Consider the following 23895-nt stretch of genomic DNA (forward strand, 5'->3'; position numbering starts at 1 on the left):
CATCACCGGAGATGGACGCTGTAGGGCACGTAGCTGAAGCCGAACGGCGTCGGGCTGGGCTCGCGCCGCAGCACGTGCAGGCAGTCGGCGCAGCGGGCGACCAGGCACCACCCGGTCACCTCGAGCAGCGGGTAGCCCTGCACCGCCGTGCTCCCGCACGCCGGGCACGTCTCGTCGAGGTCGGTACGGACGACGGTGCGCTCCGGCTCCGCGGGCCGCCCGAAGAGCATGGTCACGACCGCAGCACCTCCGTCGCCTCGAGGTCAACGCACAGCTCATCGGGCCCCTCGTCGACGTCGCCGAGGATCACCACGCCGTAGTCCACCCGCGCGCCGTCGAGCGTCACGAAACCGTCGCGCACGTCGCGCAGGACCGCCTCCGGATCGCGGGTCCACGCCGCTCCCCAGCCCCCGGCCCCCGGGGTGCGCACGCGCAGGAGCGTCCCCGGGGCGGCGGCGATGTCGGCGTTGCCCGAGTGCCACCGGCCCTCGTGCGGCGCCGTGGCCGTCCCGGACCCGTCGAAGTACCCGCCCAGCGGGCGGACGTCCTCGTCGGCCGCGCCCAGCCAGCGCTGCGCGGCGGGGCCCCCGTCCGGCTCGCCGATCCAGGCCCCGCCGGGCCGTCCCGCGCCCCCGCCGTCGGCGCCCCACGGCAGGATCCGCAGGTGCAGGAGCATCGGGTAGACGTCGGCGTCCCCGACGAGCATCCGGTCGTAGACGACGCCCGCGCCGCCCCGGTGCGCGCCGGGCCCCGCGGTGTCGGCGACGAACTCCTTGCGCAGGACGACGATCGGGTGGTCCTCCTCGATCGACTCGATCGACATGTCCATGAGGTTCTGCTGGCTCATCGACACGAAGTTCTCGCCGTCGCCCTCCGCGGACCCCCCGAAGCCCCCGAGCGCGAGCATCGGCGCCACGAACAGCTTGCGTCCCGAGCCCGCGCCGTCCTCGAGCACGACCGGGATCGACTGGGTCGCCGCGGCGAGGCGTTCCGCGACGCCGTCGCCGCCGGCGCGCCGCGGCCCCGACGGCGGGGCCTCGGTGCTGCCCGTCATCAGCAGGCCCATGTTCGACCCGTAGTGCCCGCCGAACCCCGACCCCGGCGGCGCCCCGGAGATGATCGCCTTGGTGACGGCGTTGAACACCGCCTCGGCCGCGTCGAAGTACATCGTGGTCGCCGCCGGCGGCCGCGCGGTGATGAACGTGCCCTCGGGCGCGACGACGGTGATGCACCGGAACGCCCCGGCGTTGTTCGGGTTGTGCGGGTCGCAGAGGAACTTGAGCGCGGTGTAGACGCCGTTCGCGGCGTCGAACACCGAGCAGTTCACCGACGACGCCGCCTCCCGCGTCGAGCCGGAGAAGTCCACCTCGACCTCGTCGCCACGCTTGCGGACGGTCGTGCGCACGACGTAGGGCGTGTCGTGGAACGCGTCGGCGTCGATGCCGTCCTCGCCGACGAAGTCGCCGTCGGGCAGCGCGCGCAGGCCCTCGCGCATCGAGCGGTCGGCGTAATCGAGCGTGTACGCCATCGCGTCGTGCACCGTGTCGACGCCGTGGGTCTCCGCGAGGGCGACGAGGCGCTCCTCGGCGAACGTGCAGGCGCTGTGCATGGCCTGCAGGTCGGCGACCATGTTGTCGGGCAGCCGGGAGTTGTCGAAGTACAGGTTGAAGCCGGGCGTCCACGGTCGGTCGTCCTTGTAGACCGGCACGCCCGCGATGACGACGCCCTCCTCGAACAGCGACCGCTTGCGCGTCGAGTAGCCGCCCGCGGTGACCCCGCCCATGTCCATGAGGTGGGCCTTGACGGCGACGCCGCCGATCAGCCGGTCGCCGACGAAGACCGGCTTGTAGAACCCGTTGTCGTAGACGTGGTTGCCGCCCTTGAACGGGTTGTTGATCGCGAGCAGGTCGCCGGCGCACAGGTTCTCGACGCCGTACTCCCACAGCAGGTTGCGCACCATGAACGGCATCACGCCCGAGAAGTGCGCGAGGCTCTCGTTCATCGCCACGACGTCGTGCGCGAGGCCCCGCTCGAGGTCCTCGGGGCCGATCAGCGTGACGCAGAAGTCGAACGCGTCGCGGATGATCGGCGAGAAGCTCGACCGCAGGATGATCCGGCCCGCCTGGCGCACCGTCGCGAAGAAGGCGCTGCGGATGATCTCGAGGGCGACCTGGTCGCTCATGCCCGCTCCCACTCGATCGTCAGGTGGCCGGTCGCGTCCACCGTCAGCACGTCGCCCGCCTCCAGCACCGTCGTCGCCGTCGGCTGGACGACCAGCGCCGGGCCCTCGACGCGCGCGCCCACGGCCAGCCCGTCGCGCGCCACCACCGGGACCTCACGCCACCGCCCGTCGAGGTGCACCCGCGCGCGGCCGGCGGGTCCGTCGCCGGCGGCCGGAGCGGGCGCGGGTGCGTCCGGCGTCCCGAGCGCGACGGTGGCGGTGACGCGGGCCATCGTCGCCTTCACGTCGGCGCGCGGCACCGCGTAGCCCCAGGTGCGGCGGTGGGTGGCGTCGAAGTTGGTGCGCAGCTCGTCGATCGCGGCGTCGTCCAGGGGCCGCTCGGGCACCGGGACGCCGTTGGTCTCCCAGGTCTGGCCCTGGTAGCGGCCGTCGAGCCAGCGGGTGTAGGCGACGTCCTCCCGGCCCAGGGTCCGCCCGGCGTCGTCGCGCAACCGCGCGTAGGCCGCCTCCAGCTCGTCGGGCGCGAGCGCGCCCAGGGCGCGGACGACCGGCTCGCCGACGTCGAGGCGCAGGTCGGCGAGCGCGAGCCCGTAGGCGCTGAGCTCCCCGGGCGACGGGGGCACGATCACCGACGCGCTGCCCAGCGCCCGCCCGATCCGGGCGCCGAACACCGGGCCCGCCGAGCCGTAGACGTAGAGCCCGAAGCGCCGCGGGTCGATGCCGTTGTAGACCGACACCTCGCGGGCGGCCTCGACCATCGCGGCGGTCGCGATGTCCAGGACCGCCCGGGCGGCGTCCTCGGTGCCCAGGCCGGTGGCCGTCGCGATCGGCGTGAACGCCGCGCGCGCCGCGTCGGTGTCGAAGGTCGACGCCCCGCCCATGAACCGGGCCGGGTCGAGGATGCCCAGGACGGCCAGCGCGTCGGTCACCGTGGGCTCGGTGCCACCGCGGCCGTAGCAGGCCGGTCCGGGGACCGCGCCGGCGCTGCGCGGACCGACCCGCAGGGCGCCCCGCTGGTCGACCCAGGCGACCGAGCCGCCGCCCGCGCCGATGGAGTGGACCGCCATCGCCGGCAACGCGATGATCACGTCGTGCTCGATCTCGAGCTCGGTGGTCAGCACGGGCTCCCCGCCGACCACCACCGCGCAGTCCGCGCTGGTCCCGCCGATGTCGAGGGTGATGAGGTCCGGCGCCCCGAGGCGCCGCCCGCCGCGCTGGGCGCCGGTGACGCCGCCGGTCGGCCCGGACTGCAGCGTGTACGCCGGGCGGTCCCGTGCCGTGCCGACCGGGAGCACGCCCCCGTTGGACTGCATCACCATGAGCGGCCCGGTGTAGCCGGCGTCGGCGAGGCGGCGCTCGGCCCGGTCGAGGTAGCGCTGCACCGGCGGCCCGACGTAGGTGTTCACCACGGCCGTCGAGAAGCGCGGGTACTCCTTGAAGCACGGGTGCACACCCGTCGACGTCCACACCGGCACGTCCGCCAGCTCCGCGGCGATCGAGGCCGCGCGCCGTTCGTGCTTGTCGTCGGCGTAGGCGTTGAGGAAGCAGACCAGGATCGCCTCCACGCCGCGGCCGACGAGGAAGCGGACCTCACGGGCCAGTGCCTCCTCGTCGAGCGCCACGACCTCGCGCCCGGTGCGGTCGATCCGCCCGGGCACCGTGCGCCGCAGCCAGCGCGGGCAGAACGGCTCGCGGGCGTCGCCGAACGCCCGTTGCCAGCGCGGGTTGAACTGGTCGCCGCTGGGGCGCTGCCCCCGGCCCATGGCGAGGACGTCGCGGAACCCCTCGGTGGTGATCACCCCGATCGTCGCGCCGGTGCGCGTGAGCACGGCGTTCAGCCCGACCGTGCACCCGTGCAGGACCAGCGAGATCTCCGCCATCGGGATGCCGAGCGCGTCGATCCCGGCGAGGAACCCCTCGGACTGGTCGTGGGGGGTGGTGGGCACCTTGCACGTCCTCACGGCGCCGGTGTCCTCGTCCACCGCGACGCAGTCGGTGAACGTGCCCCCGACGTCGATCCCGACCCGGTACACCAGGGCAACCCCCTCGATCGACGAGTGACCTGGCGCACATGCTCGTCGGGGGCCCGCGGCTACACTATGGCTGCCCGACCAACGGGGACGGGGGTTCGTTGTGCCGGCGACGCACGCGGAGTGGATGGCGGCGGCCGCGGACATCCTGCGGGCGCTCAACGCCGACGAGCCCCGCGAGGCGCTGCTGAGCCGGATCGCCCGGCACACCTGCACGCTCGTGCGCACCGACTCGTGCTCGGTGATGCTGCTCGACGCCGCCGGTGAGCGCCTCGTCCTGGAGGCCGGGCACGCGCTCACCGAGCGCTACCGCCGCGACCTCGAGGCCCGGGCCCCGCTGCTGGTGCACCCCGACCGGCGGGAGTCCGACCTGCCCGCCGCGCAGGCGGTCCGCGAGCGACGCACGGTGCTGCTGCGCGACGTGGGCGCCACCGACCCGACGTGGCCGTGGCGCGACCTCGCCCTGGCCGAGGGCATCCGGTCGGTGCTCGCCGTGCCGCTCGGCGGGGTCGACGGCCGGGCCGACGACCTCGCGGGCGTGCTCGTCGGCTACACGGACCGCGTGCGGGAGTTCGCCCCCGACGAGCTGGCGGCCGCCGAGCTGATGGCCCAGTACGCCGGGACCGTGCTGACGACCGCCGGGCTGCGCGCCAGCCAGCAGGAGACCATCCGGCGCCTGGAGCGGGCCGAGGCGCAGGACCGCGACGTCATGCGCCTCCTGCTCGACGACGCCGGGCTCGACGGCGTCCTCGACGCCCTCGCCGCCGCGGTCGACGCGTCGGTGACCCTGGAGACCCCGGAGGGCTCGCCGCTCGGGCGGGCCGGGCCGGGGGTGGCCGGGGTGCCGCCGGTCGTGCGGGGCCGGGCGCTGCGCCGGGCGCTGTCCGCGGTCGACGAGCGCCGGACGACGGTGCGGGCCCCGCTGGGCGACGCGGCCTGCGCCTGGGTGGTGCCGATCGCCGTCGCCGGGGAGCTCGTCGCGCGCCTGTGGGTGGCGCGGACCGACGGGTGGGCCGACCGCGCGGCGATCGAGCGCTTCTCCCTGCTCGTGGCGCTGGAGCTGCTCACGCACCGCCAGGCCGTCGAGACCGAGCTGCGGCTCACCCGCGACCTGGCGGTGGAGCTGGTCAGCGGCACCGGCGACGAGCGCAGCCTGCTCGCCCGCTCCGACGCCCTGCACCACGACCTGCGCCGCCCGCACACCGTCGTGCTGGCCCCGGTCGGTGCCGCGCCCGCGACCCTGCCCGGCGGGTCGGCGCTGGTCGGCGAGCACGAGGGCGCGCTCGTCGTCCTGGTCCCCGAGGGCGACCGGGAGCGGCTCGCGGCGGCGTTCGCCGGGGTCGACGGGCCGGTCGTCATCGGCCCGACGGTGACGGCCACCGACGGCTACCCCCCGGCCTGGCGGACGGTCCGCACCGCCCACGCGCTGGCCGTCGGGGCCGGGACGCGCGGCGTGCTCGACCTCGACGACCTCGGCGTGGCGGGGCTCCTGCTCGAGACCGGCACCCCCGACGGTCTGCGCCGGCTCGCCGACCACCGTCTCGGCGCGCTCGAGGAGCACGACCGCACCCGGGGCACCGACCTCGTCGCGACGCTGCGGGAGTGGCTGCGCCGCGGGTGCTCCACGGCGGACACCGCCCGCGCGCTGCACGTGCACCCGCACACGATCGGCTACCGCCTGGGCCGCGTCGCGACGCTCGCCCGCTGCGACCCGCGGCGCCGGGACGGGCTGTTCGAGCTGCAGGTCGCGCTCATGGTGCGGGCGGTGCAGGCCGGCGCGGCCCGGCCGTGACCGGGCGGGGACAGCCGCAGCTGGTGCCGATGCGCAGGGTGTGCGGCACGGTCTCGTCCAGCGCGCCGCCGCCGCGCCCGTCGATGCGCCGGATGAGCTGCTCCACGGCGGCCTGCGCCATGAGGCGCCGGGAGAGCGTGACGGTGGTGAGCTCGGTCAGCATCGAGGCGCCGGGGAAGACCCCGTCGATGCCGGTGACGGCGACGTCCTCGGGCACCCGCAGGTCGTGCTCGCGCAGCGTCCCGATGACCCCGGAGGCGATGGCGTCGGACCCGCACGCGATGGCGCGCGGGACGTCGTCCGCGTCGATGAGGTGCTGCGCGACCCGGCGCCCGCCCTCGGCGTTGAGGAAGGCGATGAACCGCCGGTGGGGAGGCAGCGGGACCCCGAGCTCGGCGGCGGTGGCGACGAACGTCCGGGCCCGCTCCGCCGACGACGACGAGCTCCGGGTGCCGGTGACGATCGCGAGATCGGTGTACCCGTGGCCCAGGAGGTGGCGCAGGACGTCCGCCGAGAGCGCCGCCTCGTCCACGCCGATGAAGTCGGCCCGCAGCCCCGGGATCCGCCGGCTCACCTGCACGAACGGCATCTCCGCGCGGCGCAGCAGGCGGATGGCGTCGCCGTCGTCGGTGTGCAGCGAGGTCAGGACCATCCCGTCCACCCGCCGGGCGATCATCGTGCGGACGACCGTGTCGAGCGTCGGCGAGCTCTCCTGGGTGTGGGCGACGAAGACCTCGTAGCCCTGGGCCCGGGCGATGTCGATCGTCCCGGCGGAGAACTCGGAGTAGAACGGGTTGCTGATGTCGGTGAGCACCAGCCCGAGGACCCGGGACGGCTCGGGCTCGAGCGCCCGCGCGTAGCGGTCGAGCGGGTGCCCGAGCTCGGCGGCGGTCGCGAGCACGCGGGCCCGCACCTCCGCCGAGACGCCCGGCTTCCCGTTGAGCGCGTAGGAGACGGTCGCCGCCGACACCCCGGTCCGGCGGGCGACCTCGGCCGCCGACACGCGCCGCGCGCCGACGCCCGGGCGCGGTCGTGTGTCCCCGGTCACGGGGACAGCCTGCCGTCAGAAGCCGACCGCGTCACGACCCTTCAGCCCCAGGACGGCCCGGGCCTCGTCGGGCGTGGCGATCTCGAGACCGAGGCCCTCGACGATGTCGCGGACCCGGGTGACCTGCTCGGCGTTGCCCTCGGCGAGCCGCCCCGGGCCGATCCACAGCGAGTCCTCGAGCCCGACGCGGACGTGCGAGCCCGCCGCGGCGCCGATGGCCGCCAGCGGCATCTGGTGGCGGCCGGCGCCCAGCACCGACCACTCGTGGCCGTCGGAGAACAGCCGGTTCGCGGTCCGGCGCAGGTGCATGAGGTCCTCGGGGTGCGGCCCGATCCCGCCGAGCAGCCCCATCACGGTCTGGACGAACAGCGGGCCCTGCGTCAGGCCGCGGTCCCGGAAGTGGGCGAGGTTGTAGAGGTGCGAGGTGTCGTAGCACTCGAACTCGAACCGGGTGCCGCCCGCGCGGCCGATCTCGAGGACGGTCTCGATGTCGGCGAAGGTGTTCTTGAAGACCAGGTCCCGGCTCTTCTCCAGGTGCTCGCGCTCCCACGGGTGCTCGAACTCGCTGAACCGGCCGAGCATCGGGTAGAGGCCGAGGTTCATCGACCCCATGTTCAGCGAGGCGAGCTCGGGCGCGAACTCCCGGGCCGGGCGCATCCGCTCCTCCACCGTCATGTGCGGCGAGCCGCCGGTGGTGAGGTTGACGACGGCGTCGGTGTGCCGCTTGAACTCGTCGAGGATCGGCACGAAGTGCGCCGGGTCCTGCGACGGGCGGCCGTCCCCGGGGTCGCGGGCGTGCAGGTGGATGATCGCGGCCCCGGCCTCCGCGGCACCCAGCCCGGCCTCGGCGATCTCGCCCGGCGAGACCGGGAGGTACTTCGACATCGACGGCGTGTGGATGGCGCCGGTCACGGCACAGGTGATGATCACTTTGCGCGTCTCGGACACCGCGTGAGCGTCGGGCCGCCACGGAGCGTTAAGCAACGTTAAGTCCGGGCGTCGCAGCGGCCGGGGCCATTCGGACGCCAGGGGCCGAACTGCTGCCAACTTAACGTTGCTTAAGACCGGAGCCACCCGCCAGCATCGTCGGCGGTGTGACCTGGGGCACACCCTCGCGGTCCGCGCTGCCGGCACCCCGACACCACCTCGCCGGCCGCCCTCCCGACCCGCCCGCCGGGGCGCCGGTCGAGCACACCAGCACCCGGAGGTGCCCATGAAGCCTGCGCCGTTCGAGTACGCGGCACCACGGGATCTCGACGAGGCCCTCGACGTCCTCGCCGAGCACGGCGACGACGCCCGGGTCCTGGCGGGCGGACAGAGCCTCGTCCGCATGATGAACGCCCGCCAGGTCAGCCCGGCCGTCGTGGTCGACATCAACCGCGTGCGGGGGCTCGATGCGCTGGGCGTGACCAACGACAACGGCTCGTCCACCCTGAGCCTCGGCGCCCTGGTCCGCCAGCGCACCAGCGAGCTCTCCGGGGACGTCGCCGCCCACGCCCCGCTGCTGGCCGAGGCCGGCGCGCAGGTGGCCCACGCGCCGGTGCGTGCCCGCGGCACGGTGGTCGGCAGCGTCGCGTTCGCCGACCCCTCCGCCGAGCTCCCGGCCGCGCTGCTCGCGCTCGACGGCCTCGTCAAGGTCCGCAGCCGCGCCGCCGAGCGCACCGTCGCCGCGGACGACTTCTTCACCGGCCCGTTCCGCACGTCGCTGGCCCCCGACGAGATGGTGGTGGGGGTGGAGGTGCCGGTCACCGCCGGCCGCTCCGGCAGCGCCTTCGTCGAGCTCACCCGCCGCCAGGGCGACCTGCCGGTCTGCGGCGCCGCGGCGGTCGTCGGGCTGGGCGACGACGGCCGTGTCGCGCAGGCCCGGGTCGCACTGTGCGGCGCCCACCAGCGGCCCGTGCGCCTCCCGGCCGTCGAGTCCGCGGTCGTCGGTGCCGACGACCCGTCCGCGTTCACCGAGGCCGCGGCCCGGGCCGCGGACGGCCTGGACCCCATCCCGAGCTGCCACGGCTCGGCCGACTTCCGTCGTCACCTCGCCCGCGTGCTCACCGCCCGGGCCCTGCGCACCGCCGTCGCGCGGGCGACCTCGCCGAAGGAGACCACCCATGCCTGACAAGGTCCGCATCCGGATCACCGTCAACGGCACCCGCCACGACCTCCTCACCGAGCCCCGCACCCTGCTGGCCGACCTGCTGCGCAACGACCTGGCCCTCGCGGGCACGCACCTGGGGTGCGAGCAGGGCGTGTGCGGGGCGTGCACGGTGCTCGTCGACGACGTCGCGACCCGGTCCTGCCTGGTCTTCGCCGCCCAGCTCGACGGCGCGTCGGTGCGCACCGTGGAGTCGCTGGCTGGGGCCGACGGCACGCTGCACCCGATCCAGCAGGCGTTCACCCAGGAGCACGGCCTCCAGTGCGGCTTCTGCACGCCGGGGATGCTCATGGGCGCCTGCGAGCTGCTCGAACGCGTCCCCGAGCCCGACCGCGAGGACGTCGAGGAGGCACTCGGCGGCAACCTGTGCCGCTGCACCGGCTACCAGAACATCGTGCGGTCGGTGTGCACGGCCGGCCGGCTGATGTCCGAGCAGCAGCAGAGCGAGCAGAGCGGGGTGCGGGCATGAGCATCGTCGAGGAGCCCGTCACCGGGACCCGTCGCTGGGTGGGGCAGAGCGTCGCGCGCAAGGAGGACCCGAAGCTCCTGACCGGGCGGGCCGGCTACATCGGCGACGTCGTCTTGCCGGGGATGCTGTACGGCGCGGTGCTGAAGAGCCCGCACGCCCACGCGAAGATCGTCTCGATCGACACCTCGGAGGCCGAGGCGCTGCCCGGCGTGGTGGTGGTCCTCACGGGCGCGGCGGCCGCCGAGCTCGTCGACCCGATGCCGGCCTTCTGCGCCGAGCCCGTCGAGCAGCGCGCCATCGCCGTCGACCGCGTGCGGTACCCCGGCGAGGCCGTCGCCGCCGTCGCGGCGACCGACCGCTACACCGCCGAGGACGCGTGCGCGAAGATCCGCGTCGAGTACGAGCTGCTGCCCGCGCTGGTCGACCCGGTGGCGGCGATGGAGCCGTCGGCGACGCGCGTCCACGAGACGCTGGACTCCAACGTCGTCTTCCACCGCAGCCTGGACTGGGGCGACGTCGACGGCGACCTCGCCCGCGCGCACACGGTCGTGCGGGCGAAGGCCCGGTGGCACCGGATGGGTGCCCACCCCATCGAGACGGCCGGCGCGGTGGCGTCCTGGGACCCCTACGGCCAGTCGATGACGATGTACTCCAACAGCAACTTCATCAACTTCCTGCCGTGGGCGTTCGCCGGGATCCTGCGGGTCTCGACCAACCGGCTGCGGATGATCCCGTGCACGGTCGGCGGCAGCTTCGGCAGCAAGCACCTGATCACCAAGGTCGTCTCGATCACCGGGGCGCTCAGCAAGGCGTGCGGCCGGCCCGTGCAGTACCTCGAGGACCGCACCGACAACGTCGCCGCCAACGACAACGTCGGCTGCGACCGGATCTACGACGCCGAGCTCGCGCTGGCCGAGGACGGCGAGATGCTCGGCCTCGTCCTGCGGATCATCGACGACTACGGCGCCTACTTCCAGTTCGCCCACGGCCAGCACGGCAACGCGGTGGCCCAGCCCGTCGGGCCCTACCGCATCGGCAGCCTGCGCTACGACGTCTCGTGCGTGCTGACCAACAAGGTCCAGCAGGGCTTCTTCCGCGGCGCGGGCGCGGACCCGGGCAACTTCATCCTCGAGCGCCTGGTCGACAAGGCCGCCCTGGAGATGGGCATCGACCGCGTCGAGCTGCGGCGGCGCAACTTCATCCAGCCCGACCAGTTCCCGTACAAGATCCCGACGGGCAACATCTACGACAGCGGCGACTACGAGGCGGTCCTCGACCGCGCGCTCGAGATCGCCGGGCTCGACCGGTGGCGCGAGGAGCAGGAGCGGCTGCGCGCCGAGGGCCGCTACCTCGGCATCGGCCTGGCGAGCTGCCAGGAGCGCTCGGGCTACAACGCCTCGGAGTGGTGGTTCCTCTACGGCGACGAGGCACCGCTGCCGGCGACCAGCACCCCGGAGAGCTGCAAGATCGACGTCGACGCGATGGGCGGCGTCCGCGCCACGATCGGCTGCCCGCTGTGGGGCAACAGCCCCGAGACCGTGGTCGGGCAGGTCGTCGCCGAGGAGTTCGGCATCGACCCGTCGTCGGTGTCGGTCGCCTACGCCGACTCCACGAGCGGCGCGATCTCGGCCGGTCCCGGCGGCAGCCGCGTCACGATCATGCTCTCGGGCGCCACCCGCGGCGCCGCGCGGACGGTCAAGGACAAGATGATCCGGGTGGCGGCGCACGCCATGGAGATGGACCCCGAGGACGTCGAGTGCGTCGACGGCGTCTTCCGCGCCAAGGGGGCGCCGGGGACCTCGATGACCATGGCCGAGGTCGGGATGCGGGCCCACCTCTTCAACGACGGCACCGAGGGCGCCGAGAGCAGCGGCCTGGTCGCGGTGCACACCTACGACCACCCGTACTTCACGCCGCCCACGGCCGACCGCAGCGACCTGGGGGCCTTCTACCCGATGGTCTCCCACGCCTGCCACATCCCGATCGTCGAGGTCGACCCCGAGACCGGGCACGTGGAGCTGCGCGCCTACTACGTGGTCAACGACTGCGGCACGGTGATGAACCCGGCCCTGGTCGAGGGGCAGGTCATCGGCGGCATCGTGCAGGGCATCGGCGCGGCGCTGATGGAGGAGTACCGCTACGGCGACGCCGACGGGAAGCTCGAGACGCCGACGTTGCGGGAGTACCTGCTGCCGAGCATGCACGAGGTCCCCGAGATCGTGCTCGAGCACCTCGAGACGCCCTCGCCGTTCACCGAGTACGGCGTGAAGGGCGCCGGGGAGGGCGGCCGGCTGGTCGCGCCGACGGCGATCGCGAGCGCCGTCGACGACGCGCTGCGTCCCCTCGGGGTGTGGGTGGACGAGCTGCCCATGACGCCCGAGCGCGTGGTCGGGATGGTCGCCGACGCGCAGGAGCGCCGGTGACGGCGGTCGACCCGGAACGCGGGCCGGCGGCCTTCCGCGGCCCGGAGGAGATCCTCGCCGCGCTGGCGCTGCCCACGCGCGGCGAGGTCTTCTCGCTGGCGGTGCCGCGGTTCACCGACATGCCGCTGTTCGGCGCACACCCGCCGTTCCGGGTGAGCATGGCGCGCACCCCCGGCGGGCTGCGCGCCGAGGGCGCCCAGCCGTGGGGCCCGCGCAACGGCGTCGGCTACGGGTACATGGCCGAGCTGCTGAGCGCGACGTCGCACAGCGGCGCCCACGTCGACGCGCTGGCCCACGTCACCATCGGCGACGACGACCACTGGTACGGCGGCGGCAACCCGCGCGAGCACCTCGGCGACAGCGGCCCGCGACGGGGCGACGCCTCGAAGCTGCCGCCGTTCATCTCGCGCGGCGTGCTCATCGACGTCCCGGGCTACCGGGGTGTGGACGCGCTGCCGCGGTCGTCGGTGGTGGACGCCGACGAGCTGGCGGCCGTCGCGGCGCACCAGGGCGTCGAGGTGCGGGCCGGGGACGTGGTGCTCTTCCGCACCGGGTACCTCGGGCACTGGCCGGACACCGAGGCGATGACCCGCCACGCCACGGCCGGCCCGGACCTGTCCGCCGCCCGCTGGATGCTCGATCGCGGGGTGGTGGCCGCGGGCAGCGACACCGAGACCTTCGAGGTCCAGCCGCCGCCCGACTACGGCGACCCCGAGAACCCCCAGCCGGTGCACAGCCTGCTGCTCATCGAGCACGCCATCTACCTCTTCGAGTCCATCTACCTCGAGGAGCTCGCGCGGGCGAGGGTGTACGAGTTCCTCTTCGTGGCGCTCCCGCTCAAGATCCAGGGCGCGACGGGGTCGATGCTGGACCCGGTCGCGATCGTCTGACGGGTCGCTCAGCGCCGGGCGAGGCGCCGGGCCGCGCCCGGAGAGTGCGGCGCGAGGCCGTAGTGCTCGAAGATGGCGGGCTCGTCCTCGGCGGCGAGCTCGCCGTCGGTGTCGATCGTCGGAGCGTGCTTGGCGAGGTCCTTGGCCACCGTCACGCGCACGTGGTCCGGCGCGACCGTCGCCCCGGCGAGCGGCACGAACGCGAGCCGACGACGCCCGATCATGCCGACGACGACCGTCGCGAAGGCGGGCTCGTCGGACACGGTGTCGACGTAGACCGCCTCGAGCTCGCCGATCTTGCCGCCGGCCGGGTCGACGACGTTCTTGCCCTGCCAGTCGCGGATGTTCTCCGCCTCGAAGCCCACGGCGCGGGAGCCTAGCGGCGCGGCGCCGACAGGACGCGCACGGCGAGCGCCTCGGTGACGCCCAACCGGGGCGTGTTCTCCCGCGCCCGCTCGGCGATCCGCCGCGGCGAGAGGCCCATGTCGGCGTACAGCCGGATGATCTTCTCCTGGGCCGGGGTCCAGGACGGCGCGGCGGTCCGTGCGGGGCGGCGGCGCTCGGTCGACCGCCGCGGTGCCGGCACCCGCGGGGCGGCCGGGGCGGCCGGGGCGGACACGTGCTCGGTGCCCAGCCCGGTGTTCTTCGTGGCGAGCTCGCCCGCCGCCGCCCGGGCGGCGATCTCGTCCGGCTCGACGACGCGGAAGGCGTCGCCGCTCTTGTTGACGGCCACGGCGGTGACCGTCGGGCCCCGGCGGTACTCCGCCTGGCAGGCCGGCGCGGTGCAGTAGGTGTACCCCAGCTCGGCGCGCTCCGCGGACAGCTCGCGGCCGCACCCGATGCAGTTGCTCGTCATGCTGTGACCGATTCTACTCCTGACGCTAGACGGTCCTCAGCGCGTGGTGGAGGCGATCGTGGCGCTGCCGAGCACCACGTCGCCGGCCGGGTCCGGTCGGTAGAACACCGCCGCCTGGCCCGGTGCGACGCCGCGCAGGGGCTCGGCGAGCAGGACGTCGACCCCGCCGTCGACGACCGTCACCGTCGCGGCCGCGAGACCGCCGTGGGCGCGGACCTGCACGACGCAGTCCGCCGGGCCTCCCGGCTCCGCGCCGAGCCAGACCGGGTTCGTGGCGTGGAGGGCGGTGACGTCGAGCTCCTCGGCGGGCCCGACGCGCACCGTGCGGCTCACCGGCTCGAGCCCCAGGACGTAGCGGGGGCGGCCGTCAGGGGCCGGGCGGCGGATGCCCAGGCCGTGCCGCTGGCCGACGGTGAAGTCCTGGACCCCGCGGTGGTGACCGACGACCTCGCCCGCGGTGTCGACCATCTCCCCCGGCGCCTCGTCGATCCGCGCCGCGAGGAACCCGCGGGTGTCCCCGGAGGGGATGAAGCAGATGTCGTGGCTGTCGGGCTTCTCGGCCACGACGAGCCCGCGCTCGGCCGCCTCGGCCCGCACGGCCGTCTTGGGGCTGTCGCCGAGGGGGAAGAGCGCGCCGGCGAGCTGGTCGGGCCGCAGCACGCCGAGGACGTAGGACTGGTCCTTGTCCGGGTCGGCAGCGCGGCGCAGGACGCCGTCCCCGTCCAGGCGCGCGTAGTGCCCCGTCCCGACGGCGTCGAAGCCCAGCGCCCGCGCCCGCTCCAGCACCGCCGTGAACTTGATCTTCTCGTTGCACCGCAGGCACGGGTTCGGCGTGCGGCCCGCGGCGTACTCGGCGACGAAGGGCTCGACGACGTCGTCGCGGAACCGGGCGGCCATGTCCCACACGTAGAACGGGATGTCGAGCACGTCGGCGCAGCGGCGGGCGTCGCGGGAGTCCTCCACCGAGCAGCAGCCCCGCGCCCCCTCGCGCATCGTCGCCGGCTTCGCGGACAGCGCCAGGTGCACGCCGGTGACGTCGTGCCCGGCGTCGCGCAGCCGGGCCGCCGCCACCGCCGAGTCGACCCCGCCGCTCATCGCGGCCAGGACCCTCATGGGCGCTGCCCAGGTGCGTGATCCGGGTCGTGATGGCGACCCAGAACACTCACGAGGCCGGAGGCCATCACGACCGCGCCAGCGCGTCCCCGGCGCGGCGGGCGCGCTCGACGACGGGGCCGATCGCCTCCACCACCGCGTCGACGTCCGCGGACGTGGAGTTGTGGCCCAGCGAGAAGCGCAGGGAGCCGCGGGCGAGGTCCTCGTCGAGGCCCATGGCCAGCAGGACGTGCGACGGGCGGGCGACGCCGGCGGTGCAGGCCGAGCCGGTGGAGCACTCGATGCCGCGGGCGTCGAGCAGCATGAGCAGGCTGTCGCCCTCGCAGCCGGGGAACGACAGGTGCGCGTTGCCGGGCAGGCGCTCGCCGGGGCGGTCGAGGGGCACGCCGTTGAGCCGGGCGTCGGGGATCTCGGCCACGACCCGCGCGACGAGGTCGTCCCGTAGGGCGGTGAGCAGCGCGGTCCGCCGCGGGACGTCGGCGACGGCGGCCCGCACGGCCGTCGCCAGGCTCATCGTCCCGGGCACGTCGAGGGTGCCCGAGCGCACGTCGCGCTCCTGCCCGCCGCCGTGCAGCAGGGGCGTGCAGGCCGCGTCGCGGCGCAGCAGCAGGGCGCCGACGCCCACGGGGCCGCCGAGCTTGTGCCCGGTCAGCGACAGGGCGTCGACCCCGCTCGCGGCGAAGTCGACGGGCACGGCGCCGACGGCCTGCACGGCGTCGGTGTGGATCGGCACGCCGAACTCGTGCGCGACCTCGGCGAGCGCGGCGACGTCGTTGACGGTGCCGACCTCGTTGTTGGCCCACATGACGCTGACGACGGCGACCTCGTCGCCGTGGCCGGCGAGCAGCGCGCGCAGGGTCATCGGGTCGACGCGGCCCTGCGCGTCGACGTCGAGCACGTCGAGCACCGCGCCCTCGTGCTCGGCGAGCCACTCGCCGGCGTCGAGCACGGCGTGGTGCTCGGCGGCGGAGACGACCACGCGGGTGCGGCGCGGGTCGGCGGCGCGGCGGGCCCAGTACAGGCCCTTGAGGGCGAGGTTGTCGGCCTCGGTGCCCCCGGTGGCCAGCACGACCTCCGAGGGCAGGGCCCCGACGGCCTCGGCGATCGTCTCGCGGGACTCCTCGACCGCCCGCCGCGCCCGCCGTCCGGCCGAGTGCAGCGACGACGCATTGCCGACGCGCCCGAGCGCCTCGGTCAGGGTGGCCGCCGCCTCCGGCAGCATCGGCGTGGTCGCCGCGTGGTCGAGGTACGTCATCGACCCGCGAGCGTAATCCCCTCGTGCACGCCCGGTCTCCCCCGCGGTGGAGCACCGAGGGTGACGACGTGGTCGCGGGCCGGCACCGGGCACTACCGTCGGCGGGCGGGAGGCGCCATGACGGACACGACACCCGACACCGGCTACTGGGCGCCGGGCTGCCCGGCCGGCGCCCACGACGACCCCGGGTACCTGCGCGACCACTTCGACCCGCTCTCGGAGACCCTCACCCGCGGCCGGTACGTCCGGGTGGCCGGCGAGATGGCGCGGACGTGCCCCGTGACCCGCACCGACGGCTACGGATCGGGGATCTGGACGGTCTCGGGGTACGACGAGATCCAGGAGGTGCACCGGGCCGAGGGGACCACGTTCTCCGCGTTCCCGGTGCTGCTCCAGGACCTCGGCAACACCCGGCCCGTCATCCCGATGGAGTCCGACCCGCCGCTGCACCGCCAGTACAAGCAGATCATCGCGCCACCGCTGTCGCGGTCGGCCCAGGCGGCGCGGGAGCCCGCCTACCGCGAGGTGACGCGCACGCTGCTGGCCGGTCTCCTCCCCGACGGCCGCGCCGAGCTGTTCGCGCAGTTCTGCACGCCGCTGGCGGCCCACTCGCTGATGGAGGCGATGGGGGTCCCGGAGCCCGACCGTGACCGCCTGGCCGAGCTCGCCGTCTCCCTGGTGCGCGGCGAGGGCGCCGACGGCGGGCCGGCCGCCGAGGTCTACGAGTACTTCGGGGCGCTCGCGGCCGAGCGCCGGCGGGCGCCCGGCGAGGACATCGTGTCGCTGCTGTGCGCGGCGACGGTCGACGACCGGCCGCTGCACGAGACCGAGATCCTCGACTACTGCATGATCCTGCTGCCGGCGGGCTTCGAGACGACGGCCTCGACGATGAGCTTCGTGTTCCTGCTGCTCGCCGAGCGCCCCGACGTGGCCGCGCGGCTGCGGGCGGAGCCCGCGGGGATCCCCGACGCGATCGAGGAGCTGATGCGCTACGCGACGCCGACCCGCTCCCACACGCGCACCGTGACCCGCGACTGCGTCGTCGGGGGCCGCGAGCTGCGGGCCGGCGAGCGCGTCTACCTGAACTGGGCGGGCGCCAACCACGACCCGCGGACGTTCCGGCGGCCCGAGGAGATCGACCTGGACCGCCGCCCGAACCGGCACATGGCCTTCGGGTTCGGCTCGCACGTCTGCGTCGGGATGCACATGGCCCGGGCCGAGATGAAGGTCGCCGTCGAGGAGGCGCTGGCCGCGATGGACGACCTCCGCCTCACCGACCCCGCCGACGTCGTCGAGACGATCGGGACCACCTGGGCGATCTCGCACCTCCCGGTGACGTTCACCCCGCGCCGTCCCTGAACGAGCGAGGGGCACCCTCGCTCGATCTACTCGAGCGAGGGTGCCCCTCGGTCAGGACGGACGCGACTACGAGCCGCGCTTGGTGACCTCCTCGGTCAGCTGCGGGCTGATCGAGAACAGGTCGCCCACGACCCCGAAGTCGGCGATCTCGAAGATCGGGGCCTCCGGGTCCTTGTTCACCGCGACGATCGTCTTCGACGTCTGCATGCCGGCGCGGTGCTGGATCGCGCCGGAGATGCCGAGGGCGATGTAGAGCTGCGGCGAGACCGTCTTGCCGGTCTGCCCCACCTGGAACTGGTTGGGGTAGTAGCCGGAGTCGACGGCGGCACGCGAGGCGCCGACGGCGGCGTGCAGCGAGTCCGCGAGGGTCTCGACGACGTTGAAGTTCTCCGCCGAGCCGACGCCGCGGCCACCGGCGACGACGACGTTCGCCTCGGTGAGCTCCGGGCGGTCGCCGCCGACGATCGGGGCGCGGTTGGAGACCTTGCCCGACCTCGCCTCGTCGACCGCCGGGACCTCGACGGTCTCCTGGGTGCCCGCCGCGGCGTGCTCCTCGACCTCGAGCGAGCCCGAGCGCCACGAGATCACCGCGGTGTCGGTGGTCGCGCGGGCCGAGACGGTGAAGGCGCCACCGAAGATCGAGTGGGTGCCCTCGCGCTCGCCGTCGAGGTCGACGACGTCGTTGAGCCAGCCGGAGTTGGTGCGCACGGCCAGGCGGCCGGCGACCTCACGCCCGTCGGCGCCCGCCGGGATCAGCACGGCCGGCGGAGAGACCCGCTCGACCAGGGCGGCCAGCACGTCGACCTGCGGGGTCGACAGGTAGTTCACCGCGTCGTCGGACTCGGCGACGTAGACCTTCTCCGCGCCGTGCGCGGCGAGGCCCTCGGCCAGCTTGGTGGCCGTGCCGGGGGTGCCGACGACGACCGCGGACGGCTCGCCCAGCCGGCGCGCGGCGGTGAGCATCTCGTACGTGTTCTTCTTGATCTCCCCGTCGACGTGGTCGACGAGGACCAGGACCTCGGCCATGGGTTCTCCTCTTCGCTGTCGGGGGTGATCAGATGAGCTTCTGGCCGACGAGGAACTCGGCGATCTTCGCGCCGCCGTCGCCCTCGTCCTCGACCTTCTGACCGCCGGACTTCGGCGGGCGCGGGGCGAAGGAGTCGACCTGGCTCAGCGAGCCCGCGAGACCGACCTCGCCCGCGTCGAGGCCGAGGTCGGCGATGCCGATGGTGCTCACCGGCTTCTTCTTCGCGGCCATGATCCCCTTGAACGAGGGGTAGCGCGGCTCGTTGATCTTCTCGCCGACGCTCACGACGGCCGGGAGCCCGGAGGTCACGTCGCAGGTGCCCTCGTCGGTCTCGCGCTTGATGGTGGCGGTGCCACCGGAGACGGTCAGCTCGTTGGCGTGGGTCAGCGAGGGCCAGCCCAGCACCTCGCCGAGCATGGCCGGCACGGCGCCGCTGCGGCCGTCGGTGGCCTCGTTGCCGGCGAGCACGAGCTGCACGTCGTCGACGGTGCCGATGGCCTTGGCCAGGATCTTCGCGGTGGTCACCGCGTCCGAGCCGTGGATGGCGTCGTCGTTGACGTGGACGGCCTTGTCGGCGCCCATCGAGAGCGCCTTGCGGATGGCGTCGGTGGCGCGGTCGGGCCCGACGGTGAGGACCGTGATCTCCGCGTCGCCGGACTCCTTGATCTTGAGCGCCTCCTCGACGGCGCGCTCGTTGATCTCGTCGAGCACCGCGTCGGTGGACGCCCGGTCGAGGGTCCGGTCGGCGTCGGAGAGCGTGCGCTCGGACCAGGTGTCGGGTACCTGCTTGATCAGCACGACGATGTTCATGGGCGTTCTGCGACCTCCTGTGCTCGCATCGTCCGGCAGGACGCCGAGGCTACCGACCGGTAGATTACTCGTCGGTAACCTGCCTACTGCCCCGACTCTCCCACGCCTGATCGCGAAAGGCACGGTGGCGAAGCCCTCTCTTGTTACTCGTCGGTAGGGTGTAGGCCCTTACCGACGAGTAACTCCGGGTTGCCCGAATCGGGCCATATCCTGGAGGGGAAGCCCGTTCCCCAGCGCACCCAGGAGTGGTCATGCCCGGTCTGTTCTCCAAGGTCTCGGAGTTCCTGCGCAGCCCGCAGGGCCGCAAGTACGCCGACCAGGCCAAGCGCTACGCGTCGGACCCGAAGAACCGCGCCAAGGCGCAGGACATGATCAACAAGTTCCGCGGGAAGGGCGGCCAGGGCGGCGCCCACTAGGACTCCCGGTCACCCGCGGACGCGCCCCTCGAGCACGGAGGCGGGGCCGGCCGTCGGGTGGACGGCGACCAGCTCGACGCCGGCCGCGTCGAGCAGGTCGCGGTATCCGGGCACGGTGCGTTCCCGGCCCCCGGTCGTCGCGCGTCGCGATCCCGAGCAGTGTCCCCACGTCCCGGGGCTCGGCCCGGGCCGTCACGACCGGGTCCGGTCCGCCGCGCGGCGGCCGGCCACGGCCTCGATCTCGTCGGCCGCGCGGGCGGCCCCGTCGACGCCGCGAAGGCGGGCGGCGACGGCCTCGGCGTCGGCCGCGGTCCCCGCGTCGGCGAGCAGCGTCCGCACCGCGTCGCGGATCGCCGACGGCGTCGCCGCCGTGTCGAGGACGTCGCCGGCGCCCGCCGCGCGCACGGCCTCGCCGATCAGGCGGTGGTCGAGGTGGGCGTCGAGCGGGATCGTCAGCACCGGCAGGCCGTGGGCGAGCGCGCGCAGGGTGGTCGCGTGCCCGCCGTGCCCGACGAGCAGCGACGCGGTCGGCATGACCTCGTCGTGCGGCAGGTGCCGCTGCAGGGTCGTGTTCGCCCCGGCCCGCAGGTCGGCGGGGTCGACGAACCCGGTGGCGGCGACGACGCGCACGTCGAGGTCGGCGACCGCGTCGAGGACGCGCTGGAGCACGGCCGCCTGGGTCGGGTAGAAGATCGTGCTCAGGCTGACCAGCACCGTCGGCGGGTCGGTGCGGGCCGCGGATCGCGGCGCGGCCAGCACCGCGCCGGTGTAGCGGGCGTTCGCCGGGGCGTCCGCGGCGCCCGGGTCGAGCACCGGGTCGGTCGCGACGAGCAGGCGGTCGCAGGCGTTCCACAGCGGTCCTGGCCGCAGCCCGCGCAGCGTGGCCACCAGCCCGACCGGGCCGCGCGCCCAGTCGTGGGCGACGTAGCCGCGGAAGGTGTGCACGAGAGCGACGGTCGGCACCGGCGAGCGGACGGCGGCGCGCAGCGCGCCCAGCCGCAGCGCGTCCACGAGGACGGCGTCGGGCCCTGCGCCCTCGATCTCGGCGGCGACGTCGCGGCCGGGACCGCGCTCGGTGAACAGCGAGATCAGGTCCCGCGCGCGCCGGGCGTCCGACGCCGGCGTGGCGGGCGCCCAGGCACGCCCGTGGCGGTGGGGCACGAACTCCGCCCCGGTCCGCTCGACCGCCTCGCGCTGCGCCGCGTGCCCGAGCACCCGCACCTCGTGACCGCGCCCCAGGAGCTCCGCCGCGATGCCCAGCATCGGCGGGACGTTGCCGCCCCCGTCCCAGGTGACCGCCAGGATCCTGGCCATCTCGTTCCCCCCAGCTCGCTCTAGGCCCTGCCCAGTACCGCGTCGACGAGCGCACGCATCCGCTGCTCGACCTCGGGCCGTCCGAGCCCGCGATCGCGGCGCAGCAGCTTCCACGTGTAGAGGTCGGTGGCGACGACGAGCAGGTCGACGGCCTCGTCCGCCGGCCGAGCGGCGGGCAGCACGGGGGCGAACACGTCCCGCACCCACTCGCGGTGCATCGCGCGGCCCCGGTCGGTCATCCGCCGGACGTTCGGGTCGGCGCCCTCCCGGCCGAGCATCGTGATCATCCAGTCGCCGATGCCCTCGTACTCCTCGACCAGCGCGGCGACCGCGCCGGCGACGTCGCCGGGCGTCCCGCGCTCACGCTCGACCTCGCCGACGACGAAGTCCAGCGCCGCGGCGAACACACCGTCGCGGCTGCCGAAGTGGCGCAGAACCGTACGCACGGTGACCCCCGTGCGGTCGGCCACGTCGGCCAGCACGATCTCCATGGACTCGGTCTCCAGCCCCAGGTCGCGCACCGCGCGCAGGATCCGGCGCCGCGTCTCCTCGACCGCGGCGGCCCGGGCCCGCATCACGTAGTCGCGCTTGTCCTCCATGCGGGGACCAGGGAACACCCCCCAACATTTCGTGTCAATCGAGGTGACACGAAATCAGGTGAGGTAGTCGCCCATCCGCCGGAAGTAGTCGCCGGCGACGTGCTCGACACCGTCGGCGTCGAGCACGCGCCGGAGCACCAGGCCGTGCTGCCGGCCGCGCCAGGCCTCCGGCCCGGCGACGACGATGACCCCGCGGCCCTCGCGGGCGAAGACCCGCCCGTGGGTGCCGCCGCAGCGCTCCCGCGACACCGACGCCTCGAGCACCCGCAGGCGCTGCCCCTCGTGCAGGCACCACGCGTTCGGGTACGGCCCGGTCTGCGCGCGGACGAGGTTGACGAGGTCGCGGGCCTCGCGCTCCCAGTGGATCCGGTTGTCCGGGTCGGCGCGCTTGTGGAAGAACGACGCGTGCTCGGGGTCCTGGCGCAGCCAGTCGTGCGGGCCGAACTCGATGCGGTCGAACGCGTCGAGCGAGAGCTCGCCGAAGAGTCCGACGGTGCGGTGGAACAGGTCCTCGGTGGTGTCGGTCGGCGTCACCGGCACGGTCCGCTGGGTGATGATGTCGCCGCGGTCGAGGTCGGCGTCCATCCAGTGCGCGGTGATGCCGACCTGGCTCTCACCGTTGATCAGCGCCCAGTTCAGCGGGGAGAAGCCGGCGTAGCGCGGCAGCAGCGAGTCGTGGGTGTTGACCGTGCCGCGGGCGGGCGCGGAGAACACCGCCGGGCTGATCCACGTCCGCCAGTTGCAGGCCAGTCCGATCTCCGCGCCGGCGTCGCGGATCAGCCCCGCGAGCTCGTCGTCGACGGCCTTCTCCCGGTAGACGACGGGGATGTCGCGGGAGCGGGCGAGGTCCCCCATCGACTCCTGGAAGATTTCGGGCGCCCACTCCCCCTCCTCGGGGTGACTGACCGTCAGCACCACCTCGTGGCGCGAGTCGAGCAGCGCGGCCAGGAGCTGCGCCCCCCACTTCTGGTAGCCGAACAGGACGACGCGCATCAGCCGGCGCCCGCCGTGCGCTCGCGCAGGCTGCGGGGCCGCAGGTCGGTCCAGTGGGTCTCGACGTACTCGAGGCAGTCCTCGCGCGTCTCGCCCCCGGGCGCCGCGCCGAACACCACCCGCCAGCCCGCCGGCACGTCCGCGAACACGGGCCAGAGGCTGTGCTGGTCCTCGTCGTTGACGAGCACGAGGAAGCGGCCCTCGGCGTCGTCGAAGGGGTTGGTCACGATGGCTCCCGTTCGGTGGGGTCACGGCATCGACTCGATGCCCACGGCCGCGAGGAGGGTGCGGAAGGTCGCGCCGGTGCCGGCGAGCTCGGCCTCGGGCCGGCACCCGGCCGCGACGAGTGAGGAGGCGAGCAGGCGCACGTGTCGCCCCGCGACCTCGGCGCAGGGCCCGACCGCGCGCCACTCGCCGTCGCCGTCGGCGTCGCACCAGCCGACGAGGTCGCCGAGCGCTCCGCGGTCGGTGCCGCCGGAGCGCCCGAGGTCGCCGGCGACGGCACGCGCGACCTCCGGCGGGTCACCCCACGCCCCGGCCGCCGGGCGCAGGGCCTCGGCCAGCTCCAGGGCGGTCGGCCGGGGCACCCGCAGCCGGCCCTCGACGCGGGTCACGAGCCGCCAGCGCCGGTCGGTGGCCACGAGGCCGGGCGCCGCCGGCACGGCGAGGTCGTCGCACCACGGCGCCAGCACCTCGGCGACGCGGGCGACGGCCGCGGCGTGGGTCGTGAGGTCCGCGGACGCGGCGAGCTCCCGGCCGCGCCGCACGTCCTCGTCCGGGTCCGGGCTGCGCTCGGCGGTGCCCGCCAGGGGCGCGCTGACGACCCGGTCGCCGTGGCGGGAGACGAGCAGCTCGTCGGCGATCCCCACGAGGGGGCCGGCGCGGAAGGCCGCGACGTCCGGGCCGGCGAGGTGGACGAGCTGGGTCAGGACCTCGGTGGCGTCGACCGGGTGGGGGGCGACGAGGTCGAGCGCGCGGGCGAGCACGACGCTGCCGACCTCGCCGTCGGCGATCAGCGCGAGCGCGCGGTTCACCGCCGCGGCGTAGCGGGCGGGTGCCGGGTCGGGACGCACGTCCCAGCCGGCGGCGCGGGCGTCCCGGGCGGCCGGCGCGACCGCGGCACGGCGGCGCGGGCGATGTGTCTACGACGCCGGCACGGTCAGCCGCGCG

Annotated in this window: 23 protein-coding genes; 7 read left to right on the plus strand and 16 right to left on the minus strand. The window is 74.6% G+C overall.

Annotation, left to right across the window (positions count from 1 at the left end):
- Window positions 1-2: 2 nt before the first annotated feature.
- From ABD994_RS11165 to ABD994_RS11175, 3 genes are read right to left on the minus strand one after another with little or no spacing between them, the layout of a single operon-like run.
- Window positions 3-236 carry a hypothetical protein gene (locus ABD994_RS11165; protein WP_345414125.1) on the minus strand — a complete coding sequence of 78 codons (234 nt, stop codon included), beginning with the start codon at window positions 234-236 and terminating at the stop codon, window positions 3-5.
- Window positions 233-2182, minus strand: a complete 1950-nt coding sequence (locus ABD994_RS11170; protein WP_345414127.1) for a hydantoinase B/oxoprolinase family protein — start codon at window positions 2180-2182, stop codon at window positions 233-235. The genes ABD994_RS11165 and ABD994_RS11170 overlap by 4 nt, the downstream gene beginning before the upstream one ends.
- Window positions 2179-4215, minus strand: a complete 2037-nt coding sequence (locus ABD994_RS11175; RefSeq protein WP_345414129.1) for a hydantoinase/oxoprolinase family protein — start codon at window positions 4213-4215, stop codon at window positions 2179-2181. The genes ABD994_RS11170 and ABD994_RS11175 overlap by 4 nt, the downstream gene beginning before the upstream one ends.
- Window positions 4216-4315: 100 nt before the next feature.
- Here ABD994_RS11175 and ABD994_RS11180 point away from each other — a divergent pair, with 100 nt between their 5' ends.
- On the plus strand, window positions 4316-6004 hold the full coding sequence (locus ABD994_RS11180; RefSeq protein ID WP_345414131.1) for a helix-turn-helix domain-containing protein: 1689 nt from the start codon (window positions 4316-4318) through the stop codon (window positions 6002-6004).
- On the opposite strand, the gene ABD994_RS11185 is transcribed toward ABD994_RS11180, so the two are convergent.
- Window positions 5964-7052, minus strand: a complete 1089-nt coding sequence (locus ABD994_RS11185; RefSeq protein WP_345414133.1) for a LacI family DNA-binding transcriptional regulator — start codon at window positions 7050-7052, stop codon at window positions 5964-5966. The genes ABD994_RS11180 and ABD994_RS11185 overlap by 41 nt on opposite strands.
- A 15-nt stretch (window positions 7053-7067) precedes the next feature.
- Window positions 7068-8000 carry a 3,5-dioxohexanoate:acetyl-CoA acetone transferase gene (kce, locus tag ABD994_RS11190; RefSeq protein WP_345414135.1) on the minus strand — a complete coding sequence of 311 codons (933 nt, stop codon included), beginning with the start codon at window positions 7998-8000 and terminating at the stop codon, window positions 7068-7070.
- A 265-nt stretch (window positions 8001-8265) separates the two neighbouring features.
- On the opposite strand from kce, the gene ABD994_RS11195 reads away from it, so the two are divergent.
- Genes ABD994_RS11195 through ABD994_RS11210 form a run of 4 tightly spaced genes read left to right on the plus strand, consistent with a single transcriptional unit; the run spans window position 8266 to window position 12983 of the window.
- On the plus strand, window positions 8266-9165 hold the full coding sequence (locus ABD994_RS11195) for an FAD binding domain-containing protein (protein ID WP_345414137.1): 900 nt from the start codon (window positions 8266-8268) through the stop codon (window positions 9163-9165).
- Window positions 9158-9670, plus strand: a complete 513-nt coding sequence (locus ABD994_RS11200) for a (2Fe-2S)-binding protein (protein WP_345414139.1) — start codon at window positions 9158-9160, stop codon at window positions 9668-9670. Before ABD994_RS11195 ends, ABD994_RS11200 begins: the two co-directional genes overlap by 8 nt.
- A complete protein-coding gene (locus ABD994_RS11205) occupies window positions 9667-12093 on the plus strand; it encodes a xanthine dehydrogenase family protein molybdopterin-binding subunit (RefSeq protein ID WP_345414141.1) in 2427 nt (808 codons plus the stop codon). The genes ABD994_RS11200 and ABD994_RS11205 overlap by 4 nt, the downstream gene beginning before the upstream one ends.
- Window positions 12090-12983, plus strand: a complete 894-nt coding sequence (locus ABD994_RS11210) for a cyclase family protein (RefSeq protein WP_345414143.1) — start codon at window positions 12090-12092, stop codon at window positions 12981-12983. The genes ABD994_RS11205 and ABD994_RS11210 overlap by 4 nt, the downstream gene beginning before the upstream one ends.
- An 8-nt stretch (window positions 12984-12991) precedes the next feature.
- Here the strand turns inward: ABD994_RS11210 and ABD994_RS11215 are convergent, their stop codons facing one another.
- The 4 genes from ABD994_RS11215 to ABD994_RS11230 all read right to left on the minus strand — a co-directional run bounded on the left by ABD994_RS11215 (window position 12992) and on the right by ABD994_RS11230 (window position 16207).
- Window positions 12992-13348, minus strand: coding sequence for a PRC-barrel domain-containing protein (locus ABD994_RS11215; protein ID WP_345414145.1), 357 nt, complete (start codon window positions 13346-13348; stop codon window positions 12992-12994).
- An 11-nt stretch (window positions 13349-13359) separates the two neighbouring features.
- Complete coding sequence (locus tag ABD994_RS11220; RefSeq protein WP_345414147.1) at window positions 13360-13839, minus strand: hypothetical protein; 480 nt, start codon at window positions 13837-13839, stop codon at window positions 13360-13362.
- Window positions 13840-13875: 36 nt separating this feature from the next.
- Window positions 13876-14952 carry a tRNA 2-thiouridine(34) synthase MnmA gene (mnmA, locus tag ABD994_RS11225; protein WP_345414149.1) on the minus strand — a complete coding sequence of 359 codons (1077 nt, stop codon included), beginning with the start codon at window positions 14950-14952 and terminating at the stop codon, window positions 13876-13878.
- Window positions 14953-15019: 67 nt separating this feature from the next.
- Entirely contained in the window at window positions 15020-16207 is a 1188-nt protein-coding gene (locus ABD994_RS11230; protein WP_345414151.1) for a cysteine desulfurase family protein, read from the minus strand.
- A 117-nt stretch (window positions 16208-16324) separates the two neighbouring features.
- Here ABD994_RS11230 and ABD994_RS11235 point away from each other — a divergent pair, with 117 nt between their 5' ends.
- The gene (locus tag ABD994_RS11235) at window positions 16325-17566 is read left to right on the plus strand and encodes a cytochrome P450 (RefSeq protein WP_345414153.1); all 1242 of its coding nucleotides are present in this window, start codon (window positions 16325-16327) and stop codon (window positions 17564-17566) included.
- Window positions 17567-17632: 66 nt separating this feature from the next.
- On the opposite strand, the gene ABD994_RS11240 is transcribed toward ABD994_RS11235, so the two are convergent.
- Both ABD994_RS11240 and ABD994_RS11245 read right to left on the minus strand, forming a co-directional pair.
- Window positions 17633-18592: an electron transfer flavoprotein subunit alpha/FixB family protein gene (locus ABD994_RS11240; protein ID WP_345414155.1), complete on the minus strand. Its 960-nt coding sequence runs from the start codon at window positions 18590-18592 to the stop codon at window positions 17633-17635.
- A 28-nt stretch (window positions 18593-18620) separates the two neighbouring features.
- Window positions 18621-19403, minus strand: a complete 783-nt coding sequence (locus ABD994_RS11245) for an electron transfer flavoprotein subunit beta/FixA family protein (RefSeq protein ID WP_345414157.1) — start codon at window positions 19401-19403, stop codon at window positions 18621-18623.
- Between the two features lie 251 nt (window positions 19404-19654).
- Between ABD994_RS11245 and ABD994_RS11250 the strand changes: the two genes are divergently transcribed.
- A complete protein-coding gene (locus ABD994_RS11250; protein WP_345414159.1) occupies window positions 19655-19819 on the plus strand; it encodes a hypothetical protein in 165 nt (54 codons plus the stop codon).
- Window positions 19820-20011: 192 nt separating this feature from the next.
- Here the strand turns inward: ABD994_RS11250 and ABD994_RS11255 are convergent, their stop codons facing one another.
- Genes ABD994_RS11255 through ABD994_RS11275 form a run of 5 tightly spaced genes read right to left on the minus strand, consistent with a single transcriptional unit; the run spans window position 20012 to window position 23798 of the window.
- Window positions 20012-21133: a glycosyltransferase gene (locus ABD994_RS11255; RefSeq protein WP_345414161.1), complete on the minus strand. Its 1122-nt coding sequence runs from the start codon at window positions 21131-21133 to the stop codon at window positions 20012-20014.
- Between the two features lie 20 nt (window positions 21134-21153).
- Complete coding sequence (locus tag ABD994_RS11260; protein WP_345414163.1) at window positions 21154-21732, minus strand: TetR/AcrR family transcriptional regulator; 579 nt, start codon at window positions 21730-21732, stop codon at window positions 21154-21156.
- A 54-nt stretch (window positions 21733-21786) separates the two neighbouring features.
- Entirely contained in the window at window positions 21787-22725 is a 939-nt protein-coding gene (locus ABD994_RS11265) for a methionyl-tRNA formyltransferase (protein ID WP_345414165.1), read from the minus strand.
- Entirely contained in the window at window positions 22725-22952 is a 228-nt protein-coding gene (locus tag ABD994_RS11270) for an MbtH family protein (RefSeq protein ID WP_345414167.1), read from the minus strand. The genes ABD994_RS11265 and ABD994_RS11270 overlap by 1 nt, the downstream gene beginning before the upstream one ends.
- Window positions 22953-22973: 21 nt before the next feature.
- Window positions 22974-23798: a chorismate-binding protein gene (locus ABD994_RS11275; protein ID WP_345414169.1), complete on the minus strand. Its 825-nt coding sequence runs from the start codon at window positions 23796-23798 to the stop codon at window positions 22974-22976.
- Window positions 23799-23895 lie beyond the last annotated feature (97 nt).

This window comes from Actinomycetospora chlora (genome assembly GCF_039542135.1).
GTDB classification, from domain to species: Bacteria; Actinomycetota; Actinomycetes; order Mycobacteriales; family Pseudonocardiaceae; genus Actinomycetospora; species Actinomycetospora chlora.

Coding starts and splice junctions, on each gene's coding strand:
- ABD994_RS11245 (WP_345414157.1), bottom strand. CDS start 19,403: ATGAACATCGTCGTGCTGATCAAGCAGGTACCCGACACCTGGTCCGAG.
- ABD994_RS11195 (WP_345414137.1), top strand. CDS start 8,266: ATGAAGCCTGCGCCGTTCGAGTACGCGGCACCACGGGATCTCGACGAG.
- ABD994_RS11240 (WP_345414155.1), bottom strand. CDS start 18,592: ATGGCCGAGGTCCTGGTCCTCGTCGACCACGTCGACGGGGAGATCAAG.
- mnmA (WP_345414149.1), bottom strand. CDS start 14,952: ATGAGGGTCCTGGCCGCGATGAGCGGCGGGGTCGACTCGGCGGTGGCG.
- ABD994_RS11205 (WP_345414141.1), top strand. CDS start 9,667: ATGAGCATCGTCGAGGAGCCCGTCACCGGGACCCGTCGCTGGGTGGGG.
- ABD994_RS11220 (WP_345414147.1), bottom strand. CDS start 13,839: ATGACGAGCAACTGCATCGGGTGCGGCCGCGAGCTGTCCGCGGAGCGC.
- ABD994_RS11250 (WP_345414159.1), top strand. CDS start 19,655: ATGCCCGGTCTGTTCTCCAAGGTCTCGGAGTTCCTGCGCAGCCCGCAG.
- ABD994_RS11265 (WP_345414165.1), bottom strand. CDS start 22,725: ATGCGCGTCGTCCTGTTCGGCTACCAGAAGTGGGGGGCGCAGCTCCTG.
- ABD994_RS11170 (WP_345414127.1), bottom strand. CDS start 2,182: ATGAGCGACCAGGTCGCCCTCGAGATCATCCGCAGCGCCTTCTTCGCG.
- ABD994_RS11230 (WP_345414151.1), bottom strand. CDS start 16,207: ATGACGTACCTCGACCACGCGGCGACCACGCCGATGCTGCCGGAGGCG.
- ABD994_RS11200 (WP_345414139.1), top strand. CDS start 9,158: ATGCCTGACAAGGTCCGCATCCGGATCACCGTCAACGGCACCCGCCAC.
- ABD994_RS11260 (WP_345414163.1), bottom strand. CDS start 21,732: ATGGAGGACAAGCGCGACTACGTGATGCGGGCCCGGGCCGCCGCGGTC.
- ABD994_RS11255 (WP_345414161.1), bottom strand. CDS start 21,133: ATGGCCAGGATCCTGGCGGTCACCTGGGACGGGGGCGGCAACGTCCCG.
- ABD994_RS11235 (WP_345414153.1), top strand. CDS start 16,325: ATGACGGACACGACACCCGACACCGGCTACTGGGCGCCGGGCTGCCCG.